22 protein-coding genes and 1 tRNA gene are annotated in these 20,674 nt (G+C 60.8%); 9 read left to right on the top strand and 14 right to left on the bottom strand.

What is annotated here, in order from left to right; all coding sequences use genetic code 11:
- Positions 1-121 precede the first annotated feature (121 nt).
- The 4 genes from KOL70_RS00115 to KOL70_RS00100 all read left to right on the top strand — a co-directional run bounded on the left by KOL70_RS00115 (position 122) and on the right by KOL70_RS00100 (position 2,886).
- Positions 122-1,282 (top strand): pyridoxal phosphate-dependent aminotransferase, encoded by a 1,161-nt coding sequence (locus tag KOL70_RS00115; protein ID WP_215480044.1) that lies wholly within the window; start codon positions 122-124, stop codon positions 1,280-1,282.
- Entirely contained in the window at positions 1,270-2,040 is a 771-nt protein-coding gene (locus KOL70_RS00110; protein WP_215480043.1) for an amidohydrolase, read from the top strand. Before KOL70_RS00115 ends, KOL70_RS00110 begins: the two co-directional genes overlap by 13 nt.
- A 121-nt stretch (positions 2,041-2,161) precedes the next feature.
- The gene (locus tag KOL70_RS00105) at positions 2,162-2,473 is read left to right on the top strand and encodes a type II toxin-antitoxin system HigB family toxin (RefSeq protein WP_215480918.1); all 312 of its coding nucleotides are present in this window, start codon (positions 2,162-2,164) and stop codon (positions 2,471-2,473) included.
- On the top strand, positions 2,470-2,886 hold the full coding sequence (locus tag KOL70_RS00100; RefSeq protein ID WP_021313564.1) for a type II toxin-antitoxin system HigA family antitoxin: 417 nt from the start codon (positions 2,470-2,472) through the stop codon (positions 2,884-2,886). Before KOL70_RS00105 ends, KOL70_RS00100 begins: the two co-directional genes overlap by 4 nt.
- A gap of 41 nt (positions 2,887-2,927) precedes the next feature.
- Here the strand turns inward: KOL70_RS00100 and katG are convergent, their stop codons facing one another.
- From katG to hpxU, 10 genes are all read right to left on the bottom strand, one after another.
- Entirely contained in the window at positions 2,928-5,126 is a 2,199-nt protein-coding gene (katG, locus tag KOL70_RS00095; RefSeq protein ID WP_215480042.1) for a catalase/peroxidase HPI, read from the bottom strand.
- 245 nt (positions 5,127-5,371) lie between these two features.
- Positions 5,372-5,707, bottom strand: coding sequence for a hydroxyisourate hydrolase (gene uraH / locus KOL70_RS00090; protein ID WP_021507290.1), 336 nt, complete (start codon positions 5,705-5,707; stop codon positions 5,372-5,374).
- Positions 5,704-6,198 (bottom strand): 2-oxo-4-hydroxy-4-carboxy-5-ureidoimidazoline decarboxylase, encoded by a 495-nt coding sequence (gene uraD, locus KOL70_RS00085; protein WP_215480041.1) that lies wholly within the window; start codon positions 6,196-6,198, stop codon positions 5,704-5,706. Before uraD ends, uraH begins: the two co-directional genes overlap by 4 nt.
- A 12-nt stretch (positions 6,199-6,210) precedes the next feature.
- A complete protein-coding gene (hpxK, locus tag KOL70_RS00080; protein WP_058758022.1) occupies positions 6,211-7,470 on the bottom strand; it encodes an allantoate amidohydrolase in 1,260 nt (419 codons plus the stop codon).
- A complete protein-coding gene (locus tag KOL70_RS00075) occupies positions 7,467-8,702 on the bottom strand; it encodes an alanine--glyoxylate aminotransferase family protein (RefSeq protein WP_215480040.1) in 1,236 nt (411 codons plus the stop codon). Before KOL70_RS00075 ends, hpxK begins: the two co-directional genes overlap by 4 nt.
- A 21-nt stretch (positions 8,703-8,723) precedes the next feature.
- Positions 8,724-9,455 carry an amino acid ABC transporter ATP-binding protein gene (locus KOL70_RS00070; RefSeq protein WP_021507294.1) on the bottom strand — a complete coding sequence of 244 codons (732 nt, stop codon included), beginning with the start codon at positions 9,453-9,455 and terminating at the stop codon, positions 8,724-8,726.
- Positions 9,436-10,092, bottom strand: a complete 657-nt coding sequence (locus KOL70_RS00065) for an amino acid ABC transporter permease (RefSeq protein WP_021507295.1) — start codon at positions 10,090-10,092, stop codon at positions 9,436-9,438. The genes KOL70_RS00070 and KOL70_RS00065 overlap by 20 nt, the downstream gene beginning before the upstream one ends.
- Complete coding sequence (locus tag KOL70_RS00060; RefSeq protein WP_021507296.1) at positions 10,089-10,757, bottom strand: amino acid ABC transporter permease; 669 nt, start codon at positions 10,755-10,757, stop codon at positions 10,089-10,091. The genes KOL70_RS00065 and KOL70_RS00060 overlap by 4 nt, the downstream gene beginning before the upstream one ends.
- Positions 10,758-10,769: 12 nt before the next feature.
- Positions 10,770-11,555 (bottom strand): transporter substrate-binding domain-containing protein, encoded by a 786-nt coding sequence (locus KOL70_RS00055; protein ID WP_031279673.1) that lies wholly within the window; start codon positions 11,553-11,555, stop codon positions 10,770-10,772.
- 194 nt (positions 11,556-11,749) lie between these two features.
- Complete coding sequence (gene hpxU / locus KOL70_RS00050) at positions 11,750-12,589, bottom strand: MurR/RpiR family transcriptional regulator HpxU (protein ID WP_021507298.1); 840 nt, start codon at positions 12,587-12,589, stop codon at positions 11,750-11,752.
- A 192-nt stretch (positions 12,590-12,781) separates the two neighbouring features.
- Here hpxU and KOL70_RS00045 point away from each other — a divergent pair, with 192 nt between their 5' ends.
- From KOL70_RS00045 to hpxZ, 4 genes are read left to right on the top strand one after another with little or no spacing between them, the layout of a single operon-like run.
- Complete coding sequence (locus KOL70_RS00045; RefSeq protein ID WP_166709618.1) at positions 12,782-14,368, top strand: gamma-glutamyltransferase family protein; 1,587 nt, start codon at positions 12,782-12,784, stop codon at positions 14,366-14,368.
- Positions 14,369-14,379: 11 nt separating this feature from the next.
- Positions 14,380-14,565: an oxalurate catabolism protein HpxX gene (hpxX, locus tag KOL70_RS00040; protein WP_010616983.1), complete on the top strand. Its 186-nt coding sequence runs from the start codon at positions 14,380-14,382 to the stop codon at positions 14,563-14,565.
- Complete coding sequence (locus KOL70_RS00035; protein WP_215480039.1) at positions 14,562-15,959, top strand: AtzE family amidohydrolase; 1,398 nt, start codon at positions 14,562-14,564, stop codon at positions 15,957-15,959. Before hpxX ends, KOL70_RS00035 begins: the two co-directional genes overlap by 4 nt.
- Before the next feature lie 2 nt (positions 15,960-15,961).
- Positions 15,962-16,345 carry an oxalurate catabolism protein HpxZ gene (hpxZ, locus tag KOL70_RS00030; RefSeq protein ID WP_058769325.1) on the top strand — a complete coding sequence of 128 codons (384 nt, stop codon included), beginning with the start codon at positions 15,962-15,964 and terminating at the stop codon, positions 16,343-16,345.
- Between the two features lie 74 nt (positions 16,346-16,419).
- Here hpxZ and puuE read toward each other — a convergent pair whose 3' ends face one another.
- From puuE to KOL70_RS00015, 3 genes are read right to left on the bottom strand one after another with little or no spacing between them, the layout of a single operon-like run.
- Complete coding sequence (gene puuE, locus KOL70_RS00025) at positions 16,420-17,373, bottom strand: allantoinase PuuE (protein ID WP_021507302.1); 954 nt, start codon at positions 17,371-17,373, stop codon at positions 16,420-16,422.
- A 35-nt stretch (positions 17,374-17,408) separates the two neighbouring features.
- Positions 17,409-18,140: an allantoin racemase gene (gene hpxA / locus KOL70_RS00020; RefSeq protein WP_021507303.1), complete on the bottom strand. Its 732-nt coding sequence runs from the start codon at positions 18,138-18,140 to the stop codon at positions 17,409-17,411.
- Positions 18,137-18,859 (bottom strand): GntR family transcriptional regulator, encoded by a 723-nt coding sequence (locus tag KOL70_RS00015; protein WP_058769324.1) that lies wholly within the window; start codon positions 18,857-18,859, stop codon positions 18,137-18,139. The genes hpxA and KOL70_RS00015 overlap by 4 nt, the downstream gene beginning before the upstream one ends.
- Before the next feature lie 144 nt (positions 18,860-19,003).
- On the opposite strand from KOL70_RS00015, the gene KOL70_RS00010 reads away from it, so the two are divergent.
- Positions 19,004-20,497 (top strand): NCS1 family nucleobase:cation symporter-1, encoded by a 1,494-nt coding sequence (locus tag KOL70_RS00010; protein ID WP_215480038.1) that lies wholly within the window; start codon positions 19,004-19,006, stop codon positions 20,495-20,497.
- 100 nt (positions 20,498-20,597) lie between these two features.
- On the opposite strand, the gene KOL70_RS00005 is transcribed toward KOL70_RS00010, so the two are convergent.
- A tRNA-Asp gene (locus KOL70_RS00005) sits at positions 20,598-20,674 on the bottom strand.

The following is a 20,674-nucleotide window of genomic DNA, read 5'->3' as shown; positions in this document are numbered from 1 at the left end:
CGTCTGTGCCAGCCACGTTTAGACGTCTAAGCGTCTCGATTGCCAAGCGTTAACATCCTGTTTATAGTGGCTGCAGCACAAGGTTACTCCGCAACGACATTCGCGCTTAAGGCACCCGATAATGACGCAGCCCAACCTGATCCCCGAGAGCAAACTACCGGCGCTCGGCACCACCATTTTTACCCAAATGAGCGCCCTCGCCGCCCAGCACAACGCCATCAACCTGTCACAGGGCTTTCCCGATTTTGACGGCCCGCGCTATTTGCAGCAGCGGCTGGCACATCACGTCAGCGAAGGCGCTAACCAGTACGCGCCGATGATTGGCACCCTGCCGCTGCGCGAGGCGATCGCCGATAAAACCGCAGATATGTACGGTCACCGGCCGGATATCAACAGCGACATCACCGTGACGGCGGGCGCAACCGAAGCGCTGTATGCCGCGATCACCGCGCTGGTGCGGCCGGGCGACGAGGTGATCTGCTTTGATCCCAGCTACGACAGCTATGCGCCAGCGGTTCAGCTGGCCGGCGGCGTGCTGAAACGCATCGCGCTGCAGCCGCCCGCTTTTCAGGTCGACTGGCTGGCCTTCAGCAGCCTGCTCAGCGTGCGCACCCGGCTGGTGATCGTCAACACGCCGCATAATCCGTCCGCCACCGTGTGGCACGCCAGCGACTACGCCGCGCTGTGGCAGGCGATCGCCGGACAGGAAATTTATGTGCTCAGCGATGAAGTCTATGAGCACATCTGTTTTGATGAGCAGGGCCATGCCAGCGTGCTGGCACATGCCGACCTGCGTCAGCGCGCCATCGCAGTCTCATCCTTCGGCAAAACCTTTCATATGACCGGCTGGAAAGTGGGTTACTGCATCGCTCCGGCGGCGATCAGCGCCGAAATCCGCAAAGTGCATCAGTATCTCACTTTTTCAGTGAATACCCCGGCGCAGCTGGCGATTGCCGATATGCTGCGCCAGCAGCCGGAACATATTGATGAGCTGCCGGCCTTCTACCGCGCCCGGCGTGACCGTCTGATGCAGGCGCTGGCCGCCAGCCGGTTTAAGGTACTGCCGTGCGCCGGCACCTATTTCCTGCTGGTGGATTACAGCGCCATTTCCGATTTGGATGATGTCAGTTTCTGCCAGTGGTTAACCCGCGAAGTAGGCGTGGCGGCGATTCCGCTGTCGGTGTTCTGCGCGGACCCTTTCCCGCACAAGCTCATTCGCCTGTGCTTTGCTAAACAGGAAGCGACGCTCGACGCCGCTGCGGAGCGTTTATGTCAGCTTTAAAACTTACCGTATTACAGGAAACCCTGAGCTGGATGGATGGCGCGGCCAACCTGCGCCATTTTGATGAGGTATTGCAGGGCATGACGGGCCGCGATGTCATTCTGCTGCCGGAGATGTTTACCACCGGCTTTGCCATGGAGGCGGCGGCCAGTTCGCTGCCGCAGGAACAGGTAGTGGCGTGGCTGCACGGTCATGCCAAAGCCCTGAATGCTCTGGTCGGCGGCAGCGCGGCGATTCAGAGCGACCAGGGCGCGGTAAACCGTTTCCTGCTGGTGGAGCCCGACGGCACGCTGCACCAGTACGACAAACGCCATCTGTTCCGCATGGCCAGTGAGCACCAGCACTATGTGCCCGGTGAAACGCGCGAGGTGTTCCACTGGCGCGGCTGGCGTATTCTGCCGCAGATTTGCTACGACCTGCGCTTCCCGGTGTTTTCGCGCAACCAGAATGATTACGATCTGGCGCTGTATGTCGCCAACTGGCCGGCACCGCGCGCGCTGCACTGGCAGGCGCTGCTGCTGGCGCGCGCCATTGAGAATCAGGCCTATGTAGCCGGTTGTAACCGCGTCGGCAGTGACGGCAATCAGCATCAATACAGCGGCGACAGCCGGATTATCTCGCCGCAGGGTGAGATCCTCGCGGCCGCTGAACCCTTCGCCCGCGCGCGCCTCGACGCCGAGTTATCACTGGAGGCGCTGCAGGACTATCGCGAGCGCTTCCCGGCCTGGCGCGACGCCGATGAATATACGCTGAAGTAATCTTTTAGCCGCATCCCTGCGATGCGGCTTCCACATCTCCTCCTGCCCTGTTGTTTCCTGTGTGGAAACATTCTATGTTGTGCGTTACAATGTTTCCACCCTGGAACAGTTCGAGGGAATGATGCACATTATCTCAAGGAAAGTGTTTAACGAAGCGACACAGAGATTTCCTAATGATGCCGCAGCACTGGATGCCACTTACCGACTATTAAGCGGCCATGATTTTGCCGATCCACAGGCGTTAAAAGCCTGGTTTCCCAGCCTAGATCGCATGAAGTATCGGGCAAAATGGTGGGTAATTAATGTCGGCGGCAACAATCTCCGGCTGATGTTCTTTGCGGATTTTGTGGCAAAAAGAGTCTTCGTAAAGCATATCGTGACGCATGCTGAGTATGACAAGCTGGTTAAGCATTACCGGGAGAACAAAGAATGATTAGCGAAGCGATTCAGGCCTCCAACAATCTGATTAAAGCCGTGCCGCTGCTGGGCGGAAGTCAGTCCAGAGCCGATTATGAACAGGCGCTTGAACTGGTGGAATACCTGGTTGAGCATCAGCCGGGGCATCCGCTGATTGAGATGCTGGCCGTTAAAGTCGCGAAGTATGAAGAAACCGCAGCGGAATTTGCCGCGTTTAATGCGCGCACTCAGGCGCTGCCGGGCGGCGTGGCGCTGCTGCGGGTGCTGATGGACCAGCACGGTCTGAATCAATCCTCTTTCGTGGCAGAAATCGGTCAGCGTTCGTATGTGAATCGCATTCTGAAAGGCGAGCGCAGATTAACGGATAAGCATAAGGCGGCGCTGGCGCGACGCTTTAATCTGCCGTTTGAGGCATTTCGTGAGGCATAAACAGGAATAAGCCGCAGCGCATGACGCTGCGGCTCAGGGGATTACAGATCGAACCGGTCGAGGTTCATCACTTTGGTCCAGGCGGCCACGAAGTCGTTAACGAACTTCTGCTTCGCATCGCTGCTGGCGTAAACTTCCGCCAGCGCGCGCAGGATGGCGTTAGAACCAAACACCAGATCGGCGCGGGTGGCGCTGTACTTCACTTCTCCGCTCTGACGATCGCGGCCTTCGAACAGCTCAGCGCTCTCATCGGTGGCGCGCCATGCGGTGCGCATATCCAGCAGATTGATGAAGAAGTCGTTGCTCAGCACGCCGGCACGATCGGTAAACACGCCGTGCGCGCTGCCGTCGAAGTTGGTACCCAGCACGCGCAGACCACCCAGCAGTACCGTCAGCTCTGGCGCGCTCAGCGTCAGCTGTTGCGCTTTGTCCAGCAGCAGGGTTTCGGTAGAAGAACCGCCCTGAACGCGGCGATAGTTACGGAAACCATCGGCCAGCGGCTGCAGTACGTTGAATGACTCGACATCCGTCTGGTCCTGACGCGCATCCACGCGGCCCGGCGTGAACGGCACCTGCACCGCGACACCTGCCGCTGCTGCCGCCTGCTCAATCCCGACGCTGCCCGCCAGCACAATCACATCCGCCAGCGACGCTTTACCTGACTCCTGCTGAATCTTCTGCAGCACCGGCAGCACATCGCGGGTGACACTGGCGTTGACCGCCCAGCCGTTCTGCGGTGCCAGCGCCAGACGGGCACCGTTCGCGCCGCCGCGTTTGTCGCCGCCACGGAAGGTGGAAGCGGACGCCCAGGCCGCAGAGACCAGCTGGCTGACGCTCAGACCCGAAGCGGCAATTTTCGCTTTCAGATCGGTGATGTCATCCGGCGTCGGCTGATGCGTGGCCTGCGGTAACGGATCCTGCCACAGCAGATCTTCCTTCGGCACTTCCGGACCGAGGTAACGCGCTTTTGGTCCCATATCGCGGTGCGTTAGTTTAAACCAGGCACGGGCGAAGGCTTCGTTGAACGCCTGCGGATCGTTGAGGAAACGACGCGAAATCTTCCCGAACTCCGGATCGAAACGCAGCGTCAGGTCGGTGACCAGCATGGTCGGCTTGCGTTTTTTCTCTGGATCGAACGGATCCGGGATAATCGCTTCGGCATCAACCGCTTCGAACTGAATCGCGCCCGCCGGGCTGTGCGTTTGTACCCACTCATATTTGAACAGGTTCTCGAAGAAGTAGTTGCTCCACTGCGTTGGGGTTTGCGTCCATACCACTTCCAGACCGGAAGTGATGGCATCGGCACCGGCACCGCTGCCGTAGCTGCTGTGCCAGCCCAGACCCTGCGCTTCCAGCGGCGAGGCTTCCGGATCGACGCCCACGTGGCTGGCCGCAGCGGCACCGTGCGTTTTACCCAGCGTGTGACCGCCGGCAATCAGCGCGACGATCTCTTCATCGTTCATGCCCATGTTGCCGAAGGTAGCGCGAATCGCCGGGGCCGCCGAGCGCGGATCGCCGCTGGCTTCCGGACCTTCCGGGTTCACGTAGATCAGGCCCATTTCCGTCGCACCGAGCGGCGCGTTTGCCAGGCTTTCCGGATGGCGGTGCGCCAGCCATTCGGTCTCATGTCCCCAGTCCACGTCCATGTCCGGTTCCCAGACATCTTCACGACCGGCACCAAAGCCAAAGGTACGGAAGCCGGCGTTTTCCAGCGACACGTTACCGGCAAGAATGTAGAGATCGGCCCAGGAAATTTTCTGGCCATACTTCTGTTTCACCGGCCACAGCAGACGACGCGCTTTGTCGAGGCTGACGTTATCCGGCCAGGAGTTGAGCGGCGCAAAGCGCTGCTGGCCACGTCCGGAACCGCCGCGACCGTCGATGGTGCGGTAGGTGCCGGCGCTGTGCCATGCCATACGGATAAACAACCCGATGTAGCTGCCCCAGTCGGCTGGCCACCAGGATTGCGAGTCGGTCAGCAGCGCACGAATGTCGGCTTTCAGCGCGGCGTAATCCAGTTTGCTGAACTCTTCACGGTAGTTGAAAGTGTCACTGAGGGGGTTAGAACGGCTGGAATGCTGGTTTAACAGATCGACGCGCAGCATGTTTGGCCACCAGTCGCGGTTAGTGGTCCCGCTTCCGGCGCCACGCGCTAAAACGCTTTTCTCTTCCGATGCTCCATGATGAAAGGGGCATTTTCCTGAGGCGGCTGCATTATCATTATTTTCGGGCGTGCTCATTTCTCGGCTCCATTGGCTTCACGTTGTCCGGTTAAGATAACCGCACCGTGTTGCAGAATATATTTGGATGGACCGAAGGTTTTGATAGTTACTGGCTTTCAAGCGCGAGGTTTGTGATAGAGAGCACGAATTTCAGGGCGCATAGGTACACCTCATGATGGATCGGGTTATACCGGTGCGCATCAATGCGCACCCTACGGAACCGCATAACGATTTTACAGGGGCGCCATTTATGGCGACCTGGATTAACTCCCGCGGTAGGTCGACCACGACCATGGGGAAATGAGGAACGGCAGGTGATAATGGCTGCCGGCGGAGCCAATCACAAAATCAATCTGCGCGCTGACGTACAGCGCATCACGCCCGTCGGCGGCGAAATAGTCACCGATCTCCGCGGTTAAGCGATAGTGGCCCGGCGCCAGCGGTTCAGGCGTGAGATCTTTGATGCGCCCGTCGCTGTCGGTTTCGCCCTCGGCCACTGGCAGCCATCCCTCAGGGCTGTTCTGCTCCAGCGACATCGCGACGCCAATCGCCGGTTTGCCCAGCGCGGTGTCGAGAATATGGGTGGTGATGGTGCTCATCTGATGCTCTCCTTAAGCCGTAACAGGGTAATTTCCCGCAGCTGCGCCAGCGCTTCCTGCTGCTCGGTCTCTTCATCATTGTTGAGCCTGCGCTGCAATTCCGCCAGCATCTGTTCACCGCTGCGCCCTTTGGCGCGAATCAGAAACACCCGGCCGAAGCGCTGCTCATAGCGCTCATTACCGGCCAGCATCGCCAGCTGCAGCGCACCGTTAGCCTGCTGCATCGCTGCCTGTTCCTGCTGCGACAGCGCGGCCTCTTTACCCGCGCCCTTCGCTTTTTCGCCGATGCGCGGATGGGCGCTCAGCGCCTGCTGCAAGGCGTCGCCCTGCCACGCCAGCGCCAGCTGTTGCGCCGTGGTGTACAGCGCCGTCAGGCTGGCGAACGGCCGCGCCGCCACCAGCGCCTGCTGCCAGGCGGGAATCGCCACGCAGTGGGCAATCGCCGCCTGCGCCTGCGCGGTGCTCGCCTGATTAAAATCGTTCAGATCCATTTCGCGGCTCCTTTAGCTGCGCGCCAGATCGCACACCGCCTGCAGATAGGCCTGCACGCCGAGCGCCACATCGGCCACCTGCACCGATTCCGCCGGATGATGGCTGATACCGCGATGGTTGCGCACAAACAGCATGCCCACCGGCCAGCGCTCAGCCATCGCGATCGCGTCGTGACCGGCTCCGCTCGGCAGCGCCAGACTGCGCCCCTGCACGGTTTCTACCGCATGGCTCAGCGCCTGCTGCAGCCGCGTATCACAGGCGGTGGCCGCGATGCGATAGTACTCGTTAGCGCTGAAGCTGAGCCCGCGCCGCAGCGCGATGGCTTCCGCCTGGGTCAGCAGGCTGGAGAGCAGACGTTCCAGCGGTTCATCCTGCGGTCCGCGCACGTCCAGCGACAGCTGCACCTCGCCGGGGATAACGTTAACGGCGCCCGGCAGACAGCTCAGCGTGCCCACCGTTGCCACCAGCTGCGCATCCTGATCCTGCGTGGCCTGTTCCACAAACACCATCCACTCTGCCGCTGCTGCCAGCGCGTCTTTGCGGTGCGTCATCGGCACCGTGCCGGCATGACCGGCCTCCCCGACAAAGCGGCAGTTAAGACGGCGCGCGCCGTTAATCGCCGTCACCACACCAAGCGCCAAATCGTCCTGTTCCAGACACGGTCCCTGCTCAATGTGCAGTTCGAGATAAGCCACAATGTCGCTCACCTCACGTGCCGCCTGCGGGATCAGCGCCGCGTCCAGGCCGAGGTCCTGCATCGCCTGCGCCACCGTAATACCGTTACCGTCCGGATGTGACACCCAGCTCTCCGGCCAGCTGCCGGTGAGGCCGCGGCTGCCAAGCAGCGTGATGCCAAAGCGCGTGCCCTCTTCATCGCCGAAGCCGACAATTTCAATCGCCAGCGGCAGGCGCTGCTGATGGTCGTGCAGCCACTGCACGGTTTCGATGGCGCTGAGCACGCCCAGCATGCCATCGTAACGTCCGGCGTTGCGCACGGTATCAAGGTGCGAGCCGAGCAGCAGCGCCGGTGCGCCCGGCTCCGCCGCTTCATAGCGACCGCAGATATTGCCGACCGCATCCTGCCAGGTGTGCATACCTGCCGCCTGCATCCACTCAGCAACGCGCGCGTTGGCGCGCACCTGCTCCGGCGACAGATAGACGCGGGTCAGCCCCTCTTCGCTCTCACTGATTGCTGCCAGCGCGTCACAGCGCGCCATCACCCGCGCCGCCGCTGACTGCGCCTCACCGGCGCTCATCAGGCTATGACTCATGCGTGGCTCCCGTAGTGGTCCCAGGCAGCCTGCAGCGCCGCGCCCTGAGTGGTGCGGAAACCGACGTGATTCAGCACGGACTCCAGCGCGCTCAGCGTCAGCATCACGCAATCTTTGCGCGCGTTGTAGCCCATGGTGCCGATGCGCCACACTTTGCCGTGCAGCGGACCGAACGAGGTGCCAATCTCAATGCCTAAATCGTCCAGCATCAATTTGCGTACCTGGTCGCCGTTGATGCCCTGCGGGATCACCACGCCAAGCACGTTATTCATCTTGTGTCTGAGATCGCCAAAGGTTTCCAGCCCCATGCCCTGAATACCTTTCAGCAGCGCATCACCGTGCAGTTTGTGGCGTGCGATGCCGTTATCCAGCCCTTCCTGCAGGATCAGACGGGCACATTCGCGTGCGCCAAACAGCGCCGAGGTGGCTTCGGTATGATGGTTGAGCCGCTCCGGTCCCCAGTAATCCATGATCATGCCGAGATCGAAGTAGTTGGAGTAGATCATCTCGTCGACGCCATCCTGATGTGCGTCGGTGCGGATGCCCTGCTCCACGCACTTACGCTGGCGGATCACCGCTTCCATTTGCGGGCTCAGGGTGATCGGCGAGGTGCCGGACGGACCGCCGAGGCATTTCTGCATGCCGGCAGAGACCGCATCCAGCCCCCAGGCATCGGTTTCCAGCGGGTTGCCGCCCAGCGATGCGGTGGCATCGGTGTACAACAGCACGCCGTACTGGCGACAAATCGCACCGAACTGCTCCAGCGGTTGCAGCATGGTGGTTGAGGTATCGCCCTGCACCGTCAGCAGCAGGCGCGGTTTGACTTTTTTGATCGCATCTTCGATCTGATCCGGGGTAAATACCTCGCCCCACGGCACCTCAATGGTATGGACTTCCGCGCGGCAGCGACGGGCGATTTCGCACAGCAGATGGCCGAAGCGGCCGAACACCGGCACCAGCACTTTATCGCCCGGACGAATCGCCGACAGCAGGATGGCTTCGATACCGGCGCGTGAGGTGCCATCAATCAGCAGGGTCCAGCGGTTTTCAGTGCGGAATACGCCACGGTACAGCGCCATCACCTCGTTCATATAGTGCGTCATCGCCGGATCGTACTGCCCAAGCAGCTGGCTCGACATGGCGCGCAGCACGCGCGGGTCGGCGTTGATCGGGCCCGGTCCCATCAGCAGACGCTGTGGCGGATTGATTTGCGAGAACTGGCTGATATCCATGAGGGGTTCCTTATTGTTCGGTTACAGACGCACGGTCGAAATAAACTGCTTCAGCTCGGCGGTTTGTGGATTTGCAAACAGCGTTTTGCTGTCGCCCTGCTCCCACACGCGTCCCTGATGCATAAACACCACGCGGTCGCCCACGTCGCGGGCGAAGTTCATTTCATGGGTGACGAGAATCAGCGTCATGCCTTCGGCGGCCAGCTGCTCCAGCACTTTCAGTACTTCACCCACCAGCTCCGGATCGAGCGCCGAGGTGATTTCGTCACAGAGTAAAACTTTTGGCTGCATCGCCAGCGCGCGGGCAATCGCCACGCGTTGCTGCTGACCGCCCGACAGGTTGGCCGGGTAGTAATTGAGGCGTTCGCCGAGCCCGACTTTTTCCAGCATCTGCGTGGCCAGCGTGCGGCACTCCGCCTCGCTCTTTTTCAGCACGCGGCGCGGTGCCAGCATCACGTTTTCCAGCGCGGTCATGTGCGGAAACAGGTTAAAGTTCTGAAACACCATGCCCACCGAGCGGCTGATTTCACGCGCCTGCGATTCACGATCGGTAATCGTCATGCCGCCCAGTTTAATGCTGCCCTCCTGATAGCCTTCCAGCCCGTTCATGCAGCGCAGCAGGGTACTTTTACCGGAGCCGCTGCGGCCAATAATGGAAATCACTTCGCCGTTGTCGATATCCAGATCGACCCCTTTCAGTACGTGGTTATCACCGTAGTACTTCTGGACCTGATTAATGGTGATGAGCGGCATTGAATTTTTTCTCCAGGTACTGGCTGTAACGCGACAGCGGATAACACATCAGGAAGTAACCGAGCGCCACCAGGCCAAACACCTTGAAGGGCTGATACGTCACATTGTTGAGAATAGTGCCGGCTTTGGTCAGCTCGACAAAGCCGATAATCGACGCCAGCGCGGTGCCCTTGATCACCTGCACGGCAAAGCCAACGGTCGGCGCGATGGCGATGCGGATCGCCTGCGGTGCCACCACGCGATACAGTGTCTGGCCAAAGTTCAGGCCGAGGCAGCGCGACGCTTCCCACTGCCCTTTTGGCAGCGCGCGAATGCTGCCGTACCAGATATCCAGTAAAAACGCGCTGGTATACAGCGTCAGCGCCAGCGACGCTGCCGTCCAGGGCGCGACATCGATGCCGAACAGGCCGACGCCGAAGAAGGCAAGAAACAGCTGCATCAGCAGCGGCGTGCCCTGAAACAGCTCGGTATAACAGCGAATCAGGCGGGTGAGCCAGCGACGCTGCAGCAGACGCAGAAACAGCAGCGGCAGTGTCACCAGCGTGCCGCCGAAAAAGGCCACCAGCGACAGCAAAATCGTCCAGCGCGCCGCCAGCAGCAGGTTGCGCAGGATGTCCCAGTCAGTAAACGTCGTCATGCCGGCTGCGCTCCAAACCATTTGCGACCCAGCGCCAGCAGCAGCTGTCGCATGGCAATCGACAACGCCAGATAGATCAGCGTGGTCACCAGATAGACTTCAAAACTCAAAAAGGTGCGCGACTGAATCAGGTTGGCGGCAAACGTCAGCTCTTCATATGAGACCTGCGACACCACCGACGAGCCGAGCATCACAATGATGCACTGGCTGACCAGCGCCGGATAAATGCGCTGCAGCGAGGGCGGCAGCACCACGCGGATGAAGGTTTGCGTGCGGCTCAGCCCGAGCACGCGCCCCGCTTCCCACTGCCCGCGCGGCGTGACCTGGATACCGGCACGGATGATTTCAGTGCTATAGGCGCCAAGGTTAATCAGCATCGCCAGCAGCGCCGCTTCACCGGCCGTCAGTTTCAGCCCGAGATTAGGCAGACCAAACACGATAAAAAACAGCTGTACCACAAACGGCGTGTTGCGAATCAGCTCGACGTAGATGCCCCACAGGCGGCTGGCCCAGCCCGGTTTGCCGCTGCGCAGCGCCGCGCCGAGAATACCCAGTCCGACACCGCCCACCGTTGCCAGCACCGTAAGCTGCACCGTGACCCACAGTCCGGCCAGCAGCTCTGGCCAGTGCGGCCAGAGATCTGCAAAGTTAAGTTGCCCAATCATTGGCCGTTCCTGTTATGCGCCGAGGTTGGCAGGCAGCGGCGCTTTCAGCCACTCTTCCGACAGCTTGTTCAGCGTGCCGTCTTTAATACCCTGCTCAATCAGTGCGTTCACTTTCTCTTTCAGCGCTGGCTCATTCTTTTTCAGGCCGATAAAGCACGGTGAATCTTTCAGCATAAACTGCGGCACCGGGGCTTTTTCCGCGTTCTGGCGCGCAATCGCCGCGACCACCAGGTTTCCGGTGGCGACATACTGCACCTGACCGGAGAGATAGGCGGACAGCGTGGTGTTGTTATCTTCGTAGCGCTTCACCTGAGCATCTTTCGGAGCGACATCGCTCAGTACCATGTCCTCTACCGCACCGCGCGTCACGCCAATCGATTTCCCGCTCAGCGCCGCCGCATCTTTCAGCGTCTCGCCTTTCGGGCCGAACACGCCGAGGAAAAACGGTGCGTAGGCGCGGCTGAAGTCGATCACTTTTTCGCGCTCGGCGTTTTTGCCCATGCTGGAGATCACCAGGTCGACCTTGTCGGTCTGCAGATACGGTACGCGGTTGGCGCTGGTCACCGGCACCAGCTGCAACTTCAGTTTCATCTGCTTCGCGAGGTATTTCGCCATGTCGATGTCATAGCCCTGCGGCTGCAGATCGGTACCGACCGAGCCAAACGGCGGGAAATCCTGCGGCACCGCCACGCGAATCACGCCACGCTTCTGGATATCCTGCAGCTGATCGGCCATGGCGCTGCCTGCCTGCGCCAGCAGCAATGCTGCCCCTGCTACTGCCAGTAATACTTTGTTCATTATGCACCCCGGTGAGTTAATGGTGAAACAAAAGATTCTTGATAAATTGATTTGCAACTAATGTGCCAACCACAACGGGCAGCAAACGCAGCGGCTAAGCGGAGGATTTAAGGCGGTTAAGGGCGCATCATAACGGGGGGCACCCCGTTAGCAGACGCGATCAAAAAAGGTGCAAAGCACCAAAACGGTGCCCTTTAGCGGTGTTCCAGCTCGTCGAGCTGCTGGTAAAGATCGGCAATCTGGTGGATGCGCTGACGCCCCTGCGACAGCATTTCGTGCAGCAGCGCGTTGGCCAGCAGGTTGATTAGGCTCATTGCCGAGGCGTAGCTGTCAAAGGCGGAAACGCTGTCGAGCGGTGCGCACAGCTGCCAGCGCGCCAGGGTAAGAATGCCCTGCGCCTGCGGTTCGCACAGCACCAGTACCGGGATGCCGCTCTGCTGCAGCTGCTGCATCAGTGGACGGATGATGCGTGGCCGACGGCGAAACGCCATCACCACCACCACATCTTCCGGCGTCATGTCCACCAGCTCTTCGCCCAGCGTCTGGCCTGGCTGCGGCAACACCTGCACCTGAGCGCGCGCCTGCAGCAGCTGCTGACGCAGATGCAGCGCCACCGGATACGCGTTGCGCATCCCAATGATGAACACCCGCCGTGCGGCGCCCAGCGCGGCAATCACCTCGCTAAACTGCCGGGCGTCAATGCTGTTGACCCACTGCGTCAGGTTCGCCATCTCCTGCTTGTAATGACGCGACAGCAGCGTGTTGCCCTGCACCGCGTCGCGGTTATCGGTCAGCGGCATTCCGCTCTGGCGCAGGGTGCGCAGCTCATCACGCATGTCTTTGTATTTTTCATAGCCGAGGCGTTTGAACAGCCGGCTTACCGTGGCCTTTGATACGCCGCTGAGCCGCGCCAGCTCAGCGCTGTTATAGCTAATCAGATCATCAAAATGGTCAAACACAAAGTCAGCAATGCGCTGCTCCTGCGGCGACAGTTGCGGATAGTGACTGCGAAGGCGTTCATCGAGCTGTTTCATCATCGGTCCTGTAACTTTCGTTTCATCACAAGCTAGCATAAATCGATCCAGGCTGGCGTAACACCAAAACTGGAACGGCTCTTGCTTTACCAATGGTACAGACAGGTAGCGGCACAATTTATTGCGCTTGTTTTCCCTATCCAGCGCGATAAACCGCGCCGCTACAAAAGAATAATCCGGGAACAGTTCACTATGATTCAGAGCAATATGGCCCCGATGGGCATGGCGGTGACGCCGCATCACCTTGCCAGTGAAAGCGCACTGGCGGTACTGCGTGAAGGCGGCAACGCGCTGGAAGCGATGGTGGCGGCCGCGGCGACCATCGCGGTGGTCTATCCGCACATGAATGGCCTCGGCGGCGACGGCTTCTGGCTGGTGGTGCCGCCCGGCGGCGATCCGATTGCTATCGATGCCAGCGGCGCCGCCGGTTCGCTGGCGCACCCCGACTTCTATCACGGTGAGAGCCATATTCCGCATCGCGGCCCTAAAGCGGCACTGACGGTCGCCGGCACCGTCAGCGGCTGGCAGGAAGCGCTGACGCTGGCGCACGAACTGGGCGCGACGCCGCTGCCGCTGAGCCGTTTGCTGCGCGATGCGATTCGCTATGCGGCCGATGGCATTCCGGTCACCGCCTCGCAGGCGGCAGCGACGGCGGCAAAACAGCATGAGCTGCAACATCAGCCCGGTTTTGCTGCCACCTTTCTGCCTGATGGCGCACCGCCCGCCGCCGGCAGTCGTTTTACCCAGCCAGCGCTGGCGCAGACGCTGAGCGTGCTGAGCGAGCAAGGGCTGGAGAGCTTTTATCGCGGTGAGCTGGCGCACCATCTGGCGCGCGAAATGGGCGCGCTCGGCATGCCGATTACGCTGGACGATTTACACCGGCAGCGCGCCCGGCGCTGCACGCCGCTGCACCTCACGCACAGCGAAGGCGATATCTGGAACATGACGCCGCCGACGCAGGGGCTGGTGTCGCTGGCGATCCTCGGGATCACCGATCGTCTGGCGATGGCCGACGCCAGTGAAGCGCAGACGGTGCACCGCATCGTTGAAGCCACCAAACAGGCCTTTGCCCTGCGCGATCAACACATCACCGATCCGCGTCACATGGCGATTGATGTGCAGTCGCTGCTGAATGCCGATCATCTCGGCACGCTGGCCGCGCAGGTGCAGGACGATCGCGCCGCGCCCTGGGGCACCGGACGCGGACCGGGCGATACCGTGTGGATGGGGGTGATGGACAGCAGCGGCCTGGCCGTCTCCTTTATCCAGAGCATTTACCACGAATTTGGCAGCGGCGTCGTGCTGCCCGGCACCGGTATTACCTGGCAAAACCGTGGCGCGGCGTTCAGCCTGCAGCCGGATCACCTGCTGACGCTGGCACCGGGCAAACAGCCGTTCCATACGCTCAATCCAGCGGCGGCACGCCTGAAAGATGGCCGCACGCTGGTGTACGGCTCGATGGGCGGTGATGGCCAGCCGCAAACCCAGGCGGCGATCTTTACCCGCTATGTCATTCAGGGCCAGCCGCTGCAGCAGGCGGTCAGCGCACCGCGCTGGCTGCTTGGCCGCACCTGGGGCCAATCCTCGGACTCCCTCAAGCTGGAGGCGCGCATCGCGCCTGAAACCGTGCAGCAACTGCGCGCGCTCGGTCATGAAGTCGAACTGCTGGCTGAATACAGTGAAGTGGTGGGCCACGCCGGCGCCATCGTCAGACACAACAATGGCATGCTGGAAGGCGCGTTTGATCCGCGCAGCAACGGCAGCGCTGCCGGTTTTTAACGGAGAAAATCATGAGTGCACAACCGGACTGGGCAACCTATATTGCCCAAATGGAACAGATTCTGGCGCTGGAACTGGACGACACGCGCCGCGCCGAACTGCTGACGCAGTTTAACCGTATCGCCGCGATGGCGCAGCCGCTGATGGCGCTGCCGCTGGACGATCGCCTGGAAGTGGCAGGAGTGTTTCATCCATGACGCTGGCAGCCTTATCAATTAGCCAGCTGCAGCAGGCACTGGCGCAGGGCGATCTCAGCGCGCGCGACATCGCACAACAGACGCTGGCCGCCATAGAACAGCATAACCCGGCCATCAACGCCTGGACCGCCGTCACCGCGCAGCGCATGCTGCGGGAAGCCGACCGGCTGGATCAGCAGCGTCAGCGCGGCGAGCCGCTGCCGGCGCTGGCTGGCATTCCCTATGCGGTAAAAAACCTGTTTGACGTCGCCGGTCACAGCACGCTTGCCGGTGCCAGCCTGTTCAGCGAGCGGCCGGTGGCACAGCAGGATGCGTGGGCGGTCTCTAAGCTGCAGCAGAGCGGCGCGCTGCTCTCCGGCATGCTGAATATGGACGCCTACGCTTACGGCTTTACCACCGAGAACACCCATTATGGTGCGACGCGCAACCCGCGCGATCTGTCACGCGTGGCCGGCGGCTCATCTGGCGGTTCCGCGGCAGCCGTCGCTGCCGGGCTGGTGCACTTTTCACTCGGCACTGACACCAACGGCTCGATTCGCGTGCCTGCTTCGCTGTGCGGCATTTTCGGCCTGAAACCCACCTTTGGTCGTCTGTCGCGCAGCGGCAGCCATCCGTTTGTCGCCAGCCTCGATCACATCGGTCCGTTTGCCCGCTCGGTGGAAGATTTGAGTCTGGTCTACGATGCGCTGCAGGGCGGCGACGCCAGCGATGCGTTTCAGGCGGCGCGGCCTGCGGAACCGGTCAGTGACAGGCTCTCTGCTGGCAGCGAAAAGCTGCGCAGCGCGGTGCTGGGCGGCTTTTTCGCTGACTGGTGCAGCGATGAGGCGCGCGAGGCGGTGGCGGTAGCGGCCCGCGCGCTCGGCGCGACAGAAGAAGTGACGCTGCCTCAGGCCGAACTGGCGCGCTCGGCCGCGTTTATCATGACCGCCGCGGAAGGCGGCAATCACTATCTGCCAGCGCTGCGCACCCAGCCAGAACGCTTTGAGCCGAATTCACGCGAACGCCTGCTGGCGGGCGCGATGCTGCCCGCCGCGTGGTATGTGCAGGCCCAGCGTTTCCGCCGTCACTTCCAGCAGCAGGCGCTGCCGCTGTTCGACCATTACGACGTGCTGATCGCCCCGGCCACGCCCTGTACCGCCACCACCATCGGCCAGGAAACCATTCACATCAACGGTCAGGATTTGCCGACACGCGCCAGCATGGGCATGCTGACGCAGCCGATTTCGTTCCTCGGCCTGCCGGTGTGTAGCGTACCGCTGCTCACCGCCAGCGGCTTACCGATTGGCCTGCAACTGATTGCTGCGCCGTTTAACGAACAGCTGGCGCTGCGCGCCGCCTGGGCACTGCAGCAGCAGGGTGTGACGCTGCCACAAACCTCTTTTATGGATGCCTGAAGATGACACCTGAACATATCGATCGTCCGGCGATACTGGCTGAAGTCACCGCCGCGTTTTACCGCTACGAGCAGGCGCTGGTGAGCAATGATGTCGCCGTGCTGGACGAGTTGTTCTGGCACGATGCGCGTACGGTGCGACTCGGTGCCGGAGAGAATCTGTACGGGATTGACGAGATTCGCGCCTTTCGCGCGGCGCGTCCGTCAAAGGGGCTCGATCGCACGCTGCGCAATACGGTCATCACCACTTTTGGCGATGACTATGCGGTGTGCAGCACCGAGTTCACCCGCGAGGGCGTAGAGAAGATCGGCCGTCAGCAGCAGACCTGGGTACGGCTGCCGTGCGGCTGGCGCATCGTGGCAGCGCAGGTGAGTTTGATGAGCTGACGCAGGCGCGAGTGTTGCCCTCTCCTGGCAAGAGAGGGCAAAAACGACCTGATATCCGTGAAAGGTAAGGCTGCTTACGCAGCCGGATGCGTCTTCATCCAGTGATCGGCAATCTGCTGACGCGTGCACACCCACACCTTGTCGTGCTGCTGAATATGGTCGAGGAAACGCTGCAGCGCGCGGAATTTCCCCGGACGCCCCAGCAGACGGCAGTGCATGCCAATCGACATCATCTTCGGCGCCGTCGCGCCCTCTTCATACAGTACATCAAAGGTATCGCGCAGATAGGTATAGAACTGCTCGGCGGTGTTGAATCCCTGCGGCGTGGCGAAGCGCATGTCGTTGCACTCCAGCGTATAGGGAATGATCAGATGCGGCTTCACCGTGCCGTCCTGACAGGTGACCTGCGTCCAGAAGGGCAGATCGTCACCGTAGTAATCGCTGTCGTAGCTGAAGCCGCCCTGCTCGACCACCAGCCGCCGCGTATTGGGGCTGTCGCGCCCGGTATACCAGCCGGTGGGCGCTTTACCGAATAACTCGGTGAGCACGTCCACTGCCTGCTGCATGTGCTGACGCTCGGTTTTGGCATCCATCCCCTGATAGTGAATCCAGCGCCAGCCGTGGCTGACCACATCGTAATCGGCGGCTTTGATGGCCTCGACAATCTGCGGATGCCGCGCCAGCGCCATCGCGACGCCAAAGATGGTCAGCGGCAGGCCGCGCTGCTGAAACTCCTGATGGATGCGCCAGAAACCGGCACGCGAACCGTACTCATACAGGGAATCCATCGACATGTGGCGATCGGCATAGCTGGCGGCTCCGATGATGTCGGAGAGAAACTGCTCAGAGCCCGCGTCACCGTGCAGCACATTGTTTTCAGCGCCCTCTTCATAATTGAGCACGAACTGCACCGCCACCCGCGCCTCACCCGGCCACTGCGCGTGCGGCGGCTGGCCCGCATAACCAATCAGATCGCGCGGATAGTTTTTGTTGAAGCTGTACTCTTTCTTTTCAGATACATCACTCATTCTGCAAGTTCCTGTCATCAGTCCTCAACCAGCCCTTAGTTTAGGTGCTGAAATGCCGCGCTGAGCGGTTTTTTAATCGGGTAAGCCAGATCGCCGTGTTTGCTGGTACCAAAGCCCAGCGCCAGTAATGACTCGACCATTTTCACCGCCGCACTGACGCCATCAATCACCGGCAGGCCCAGCTCTTTGGTCAGATCCTGCGCCAGCGACGCCATGCCGCCGCAGCCCAGCACAATCGCGCCGCTGCCATCTTCACGTTTCGCCTGCAGGCAGCGCTCGCGCACTTTCTCCTGCGCGACGCCGCTGCCGTCTTCAAGCGCCAGCACCGGCAGATCAATAGCGTGCAGCGCGGCACAGTGATGGCTGAATCCGTACTGCTGCAGCAGATGGCGGGCGATCACCAGCGTGCGCGGCAGCGTGGTGACAATCGAAAAGCGCGTCGCCACCAGCGTCGCGGTGTGCATCGCCGCTTCGGCAATGCCAATCACCGGTCCGCTCGCCAGTTCGCGCGCCGCCAGCAGTCCCGGATCGCCAAAGCAGGCGATGATATGGCCGCTGACGCCCTGCTCTTTGCCGCGTTTTACCTGTTCCAGCACGCCCACCGCGGCAATCGCTTCATCAAAGTGTCCTTCAATGGAGGGCACGCCCTCGCTCGGGCACACCGCCACAATCTCCGTGCCAGGTGCGGCCACGGCGCGCGCCGCTGCACCGATGGTCGCCGTCATGGCGGCGCTGGTATTCGGGTTGATCACCTGGATCAGGCTCATGATGCCGCTCCTTTATGACCGGCAAATAACCGGGTGAAATCAGGCAGGGTTTCGCCGCTGCGTTCAAAGTGCAGGCTGGCGACGATATGTTCGAAGTGATGCTGCAGCGCCGTAGTTAACGCCGGCAGATCGTTTTGCCGCAGCAGATCCACCAGCCGATCGTGATGATCGCAACGACAGCCACGCTGCCACGGTGCACCGTAAGCGGCGATCACCAGTGAGGAGCGCTGCGTCAGGCGCGTCACCATGTCAGTCAGCACCTGGTTGCCGGAAATCGCCTGCAGCTGGATATGAAAAGCCGCAGACAGACGGATGGCGGCGGCCCCGTCATGCTGCTGGTGCGCCTGCTGCTCGTCGGCAATTAAGCCACTCAGCGCGGCGAGATGCGGCGGCTGAAGATGCGCCAGCACCGCCGGCAGGTTGGCGCACTCCAGCAGGCTGCGCGTGGCGAAGATGTCGCGCGCTTCCTCCACGCCCGGCGTCGCCACCTGTGCACCACGTCTGGGCGACAGGGTGATCATTTGCACCGCCGCGAGGCGCTGCAGCACCTTACGAATGCCGGTACGGCTGACGCCAAACACCTCCGACAGCGCCTCTTCCGGCAATTTGCTGCCCGGCGGCAGCTGATGCTCCACGATGGCGTTCAGCAACGCCTGATAGATAGGTTCGTCTCTGTCATTCAGATCGGCAGCCGTTTTCAGGCCTGTTTCACTCTTCATTACCCGCTCCGGCAAGTGACTGTATGCAGACATCGTATACGTGAAATTCATTTTTTGTATACAAGAAATCAATTCTGGCCTGGATCCTGCAATACCGTTTCACGCTGTCATTATTTTTCCATGAAGTTAAGAGGAGCAGGTTTCATGCCAAATCATTCTGAAGTGACCTCTGCGGTGGCCTCTGAAGCCAACGCCCATTACAGCCCGCGTCTGTGTAACGACGACCTGGCGCCGACCCGCAACCAGAGCTGGTCGTGGTACAACATTTTTTCGTTCTGGATGTCGGACGTGCACAGCATGGGGGGCTATGTGGTGGCGGCCAGCTTCTTCACCCTCGGTCTGGCCAGCTGGCAGGTGCTGCTGTGTCTGCTGGTGGGAATTTGCATCGTGCAGCTGTGCGCCAACCTGGTGGCGAAGCCGAGCCAGATGGCCGGCGTGCCTTATGCGGTGATTTCGCGTCAGGCATTTGGCGTGTTCGGGGCCAACATCCCGGCGGTGATTCGCGGGCTGATCGCCTTCGCCTGGTACGGCATTCAGACCTATCTGGCGGCGAATGCGCTGATGCTGGTGCTGCTGAAGTTCTACCCGTCGTTAAGCAGCATGACGCAGAGCAGCTGGCTCGGCCTGTCGCAGCTTGGCTGGTGCTGTTTCGGCGTCATGTGGCTGCTGCAGGCGATGGTGTTCTGGCACGGCATGAGCGCAATTAAACGCTTTATTGATGTCGCCGGTCCGGCGGTCTACGTGGTGATGGTGGCGCTGGCGGGCTGGATTGTATACAAAACCGGTTTTGACGGTATCTCCTTCACCCTCGCCAGTAAATCACTGAGCGCGGGCGAGCAAACCTGGCAGATGATTACCGCGACTGCGCTGGTGGTCTCTTATTTCTCCGGCCCGCTGCTCAACTTTGGTGACTTCTCGCGCTACGGCAAAAGCATGGGTGAGATTCGCCGCGGCAACCGCTGGGGCCTGCCGTTCAACTTCCTGCTGTTTTCGATTGTGACCGTGGTCATTGTCTCGGGTACGCAGTCGCTGTTTGGCAAAATGATCACCGACCCGATTGAAACCGTGAGCATGGTAGGCAACGATGTGGCGGTCGCTATCGGACTGCTGACCATGATTACCGCCACCATCGGCATCAATATCGTGGCGAACTTCGTTTCGCCAGCATTTGATTTCTCTAACTGCTCACCGCAGAAGATCAGCTTCCGCGCCGGTGGCATGATTGCCGCCGTGGGTTCAGTGCTGTTGACGCCGTGGAATCTGTTCCAGTCGCCGGAGCTGATTCACTACACGCTGGATGTGCTGGGATCGTTTATCGGGCCACTGTTTGGCATTCTGATCGCCGATTTCTACCTGATCAAACGCAGCAAGGTATACGTTGATGACCTGTTCAACGATACGCCAAAAGGCCGCTACTGGTACCGCGGCGGTTTCAATCCAAAAGCGATTGCTGCGCTGCTACCTTCCGTGGGTATTTGCCTGGTGATTAGCTTTATTCCTTCCCTGCACGCGGTGGCAAACTTCAGCTGGTTCATCGGCGTGGCGCTGGGCGCTGGCTGCTACCGCTGGCTGGCGCGCGCTGAACGTGAGGTGCCGCAAGCCACCTATCGTGCGGAAGTGGCGGTACAGAAGGATTAATGCGCTGGCGGTCGCCATGAATGGCGACCGTACGCCAGATGGGTATGATTTAGAAAAGCAAAAAGCCGATGCATTGCTGCATCGGCTTCTTTAAAGAGATTGGCGGAACGGACGGGGCTCGAACCCGCGACCCCCTGCGTGACAGGCAGGTATTCTAACCAACTGAACTACCGCTCC

Source organism: Pantoea sp. B270 (assembly GCF_018726825.1).
GTDB lineage: Bacteria > Pseudomonadota > Gammaproteobacteria > Enterobacterales > Enterobacteriaceae > Pantoea > Pantoea dispersa.
The sequence above is the reverse complement of the archived record's forward strand: the minus strand, read 5'-3'. Positions and strand labels throughout refer to the sequence as shown.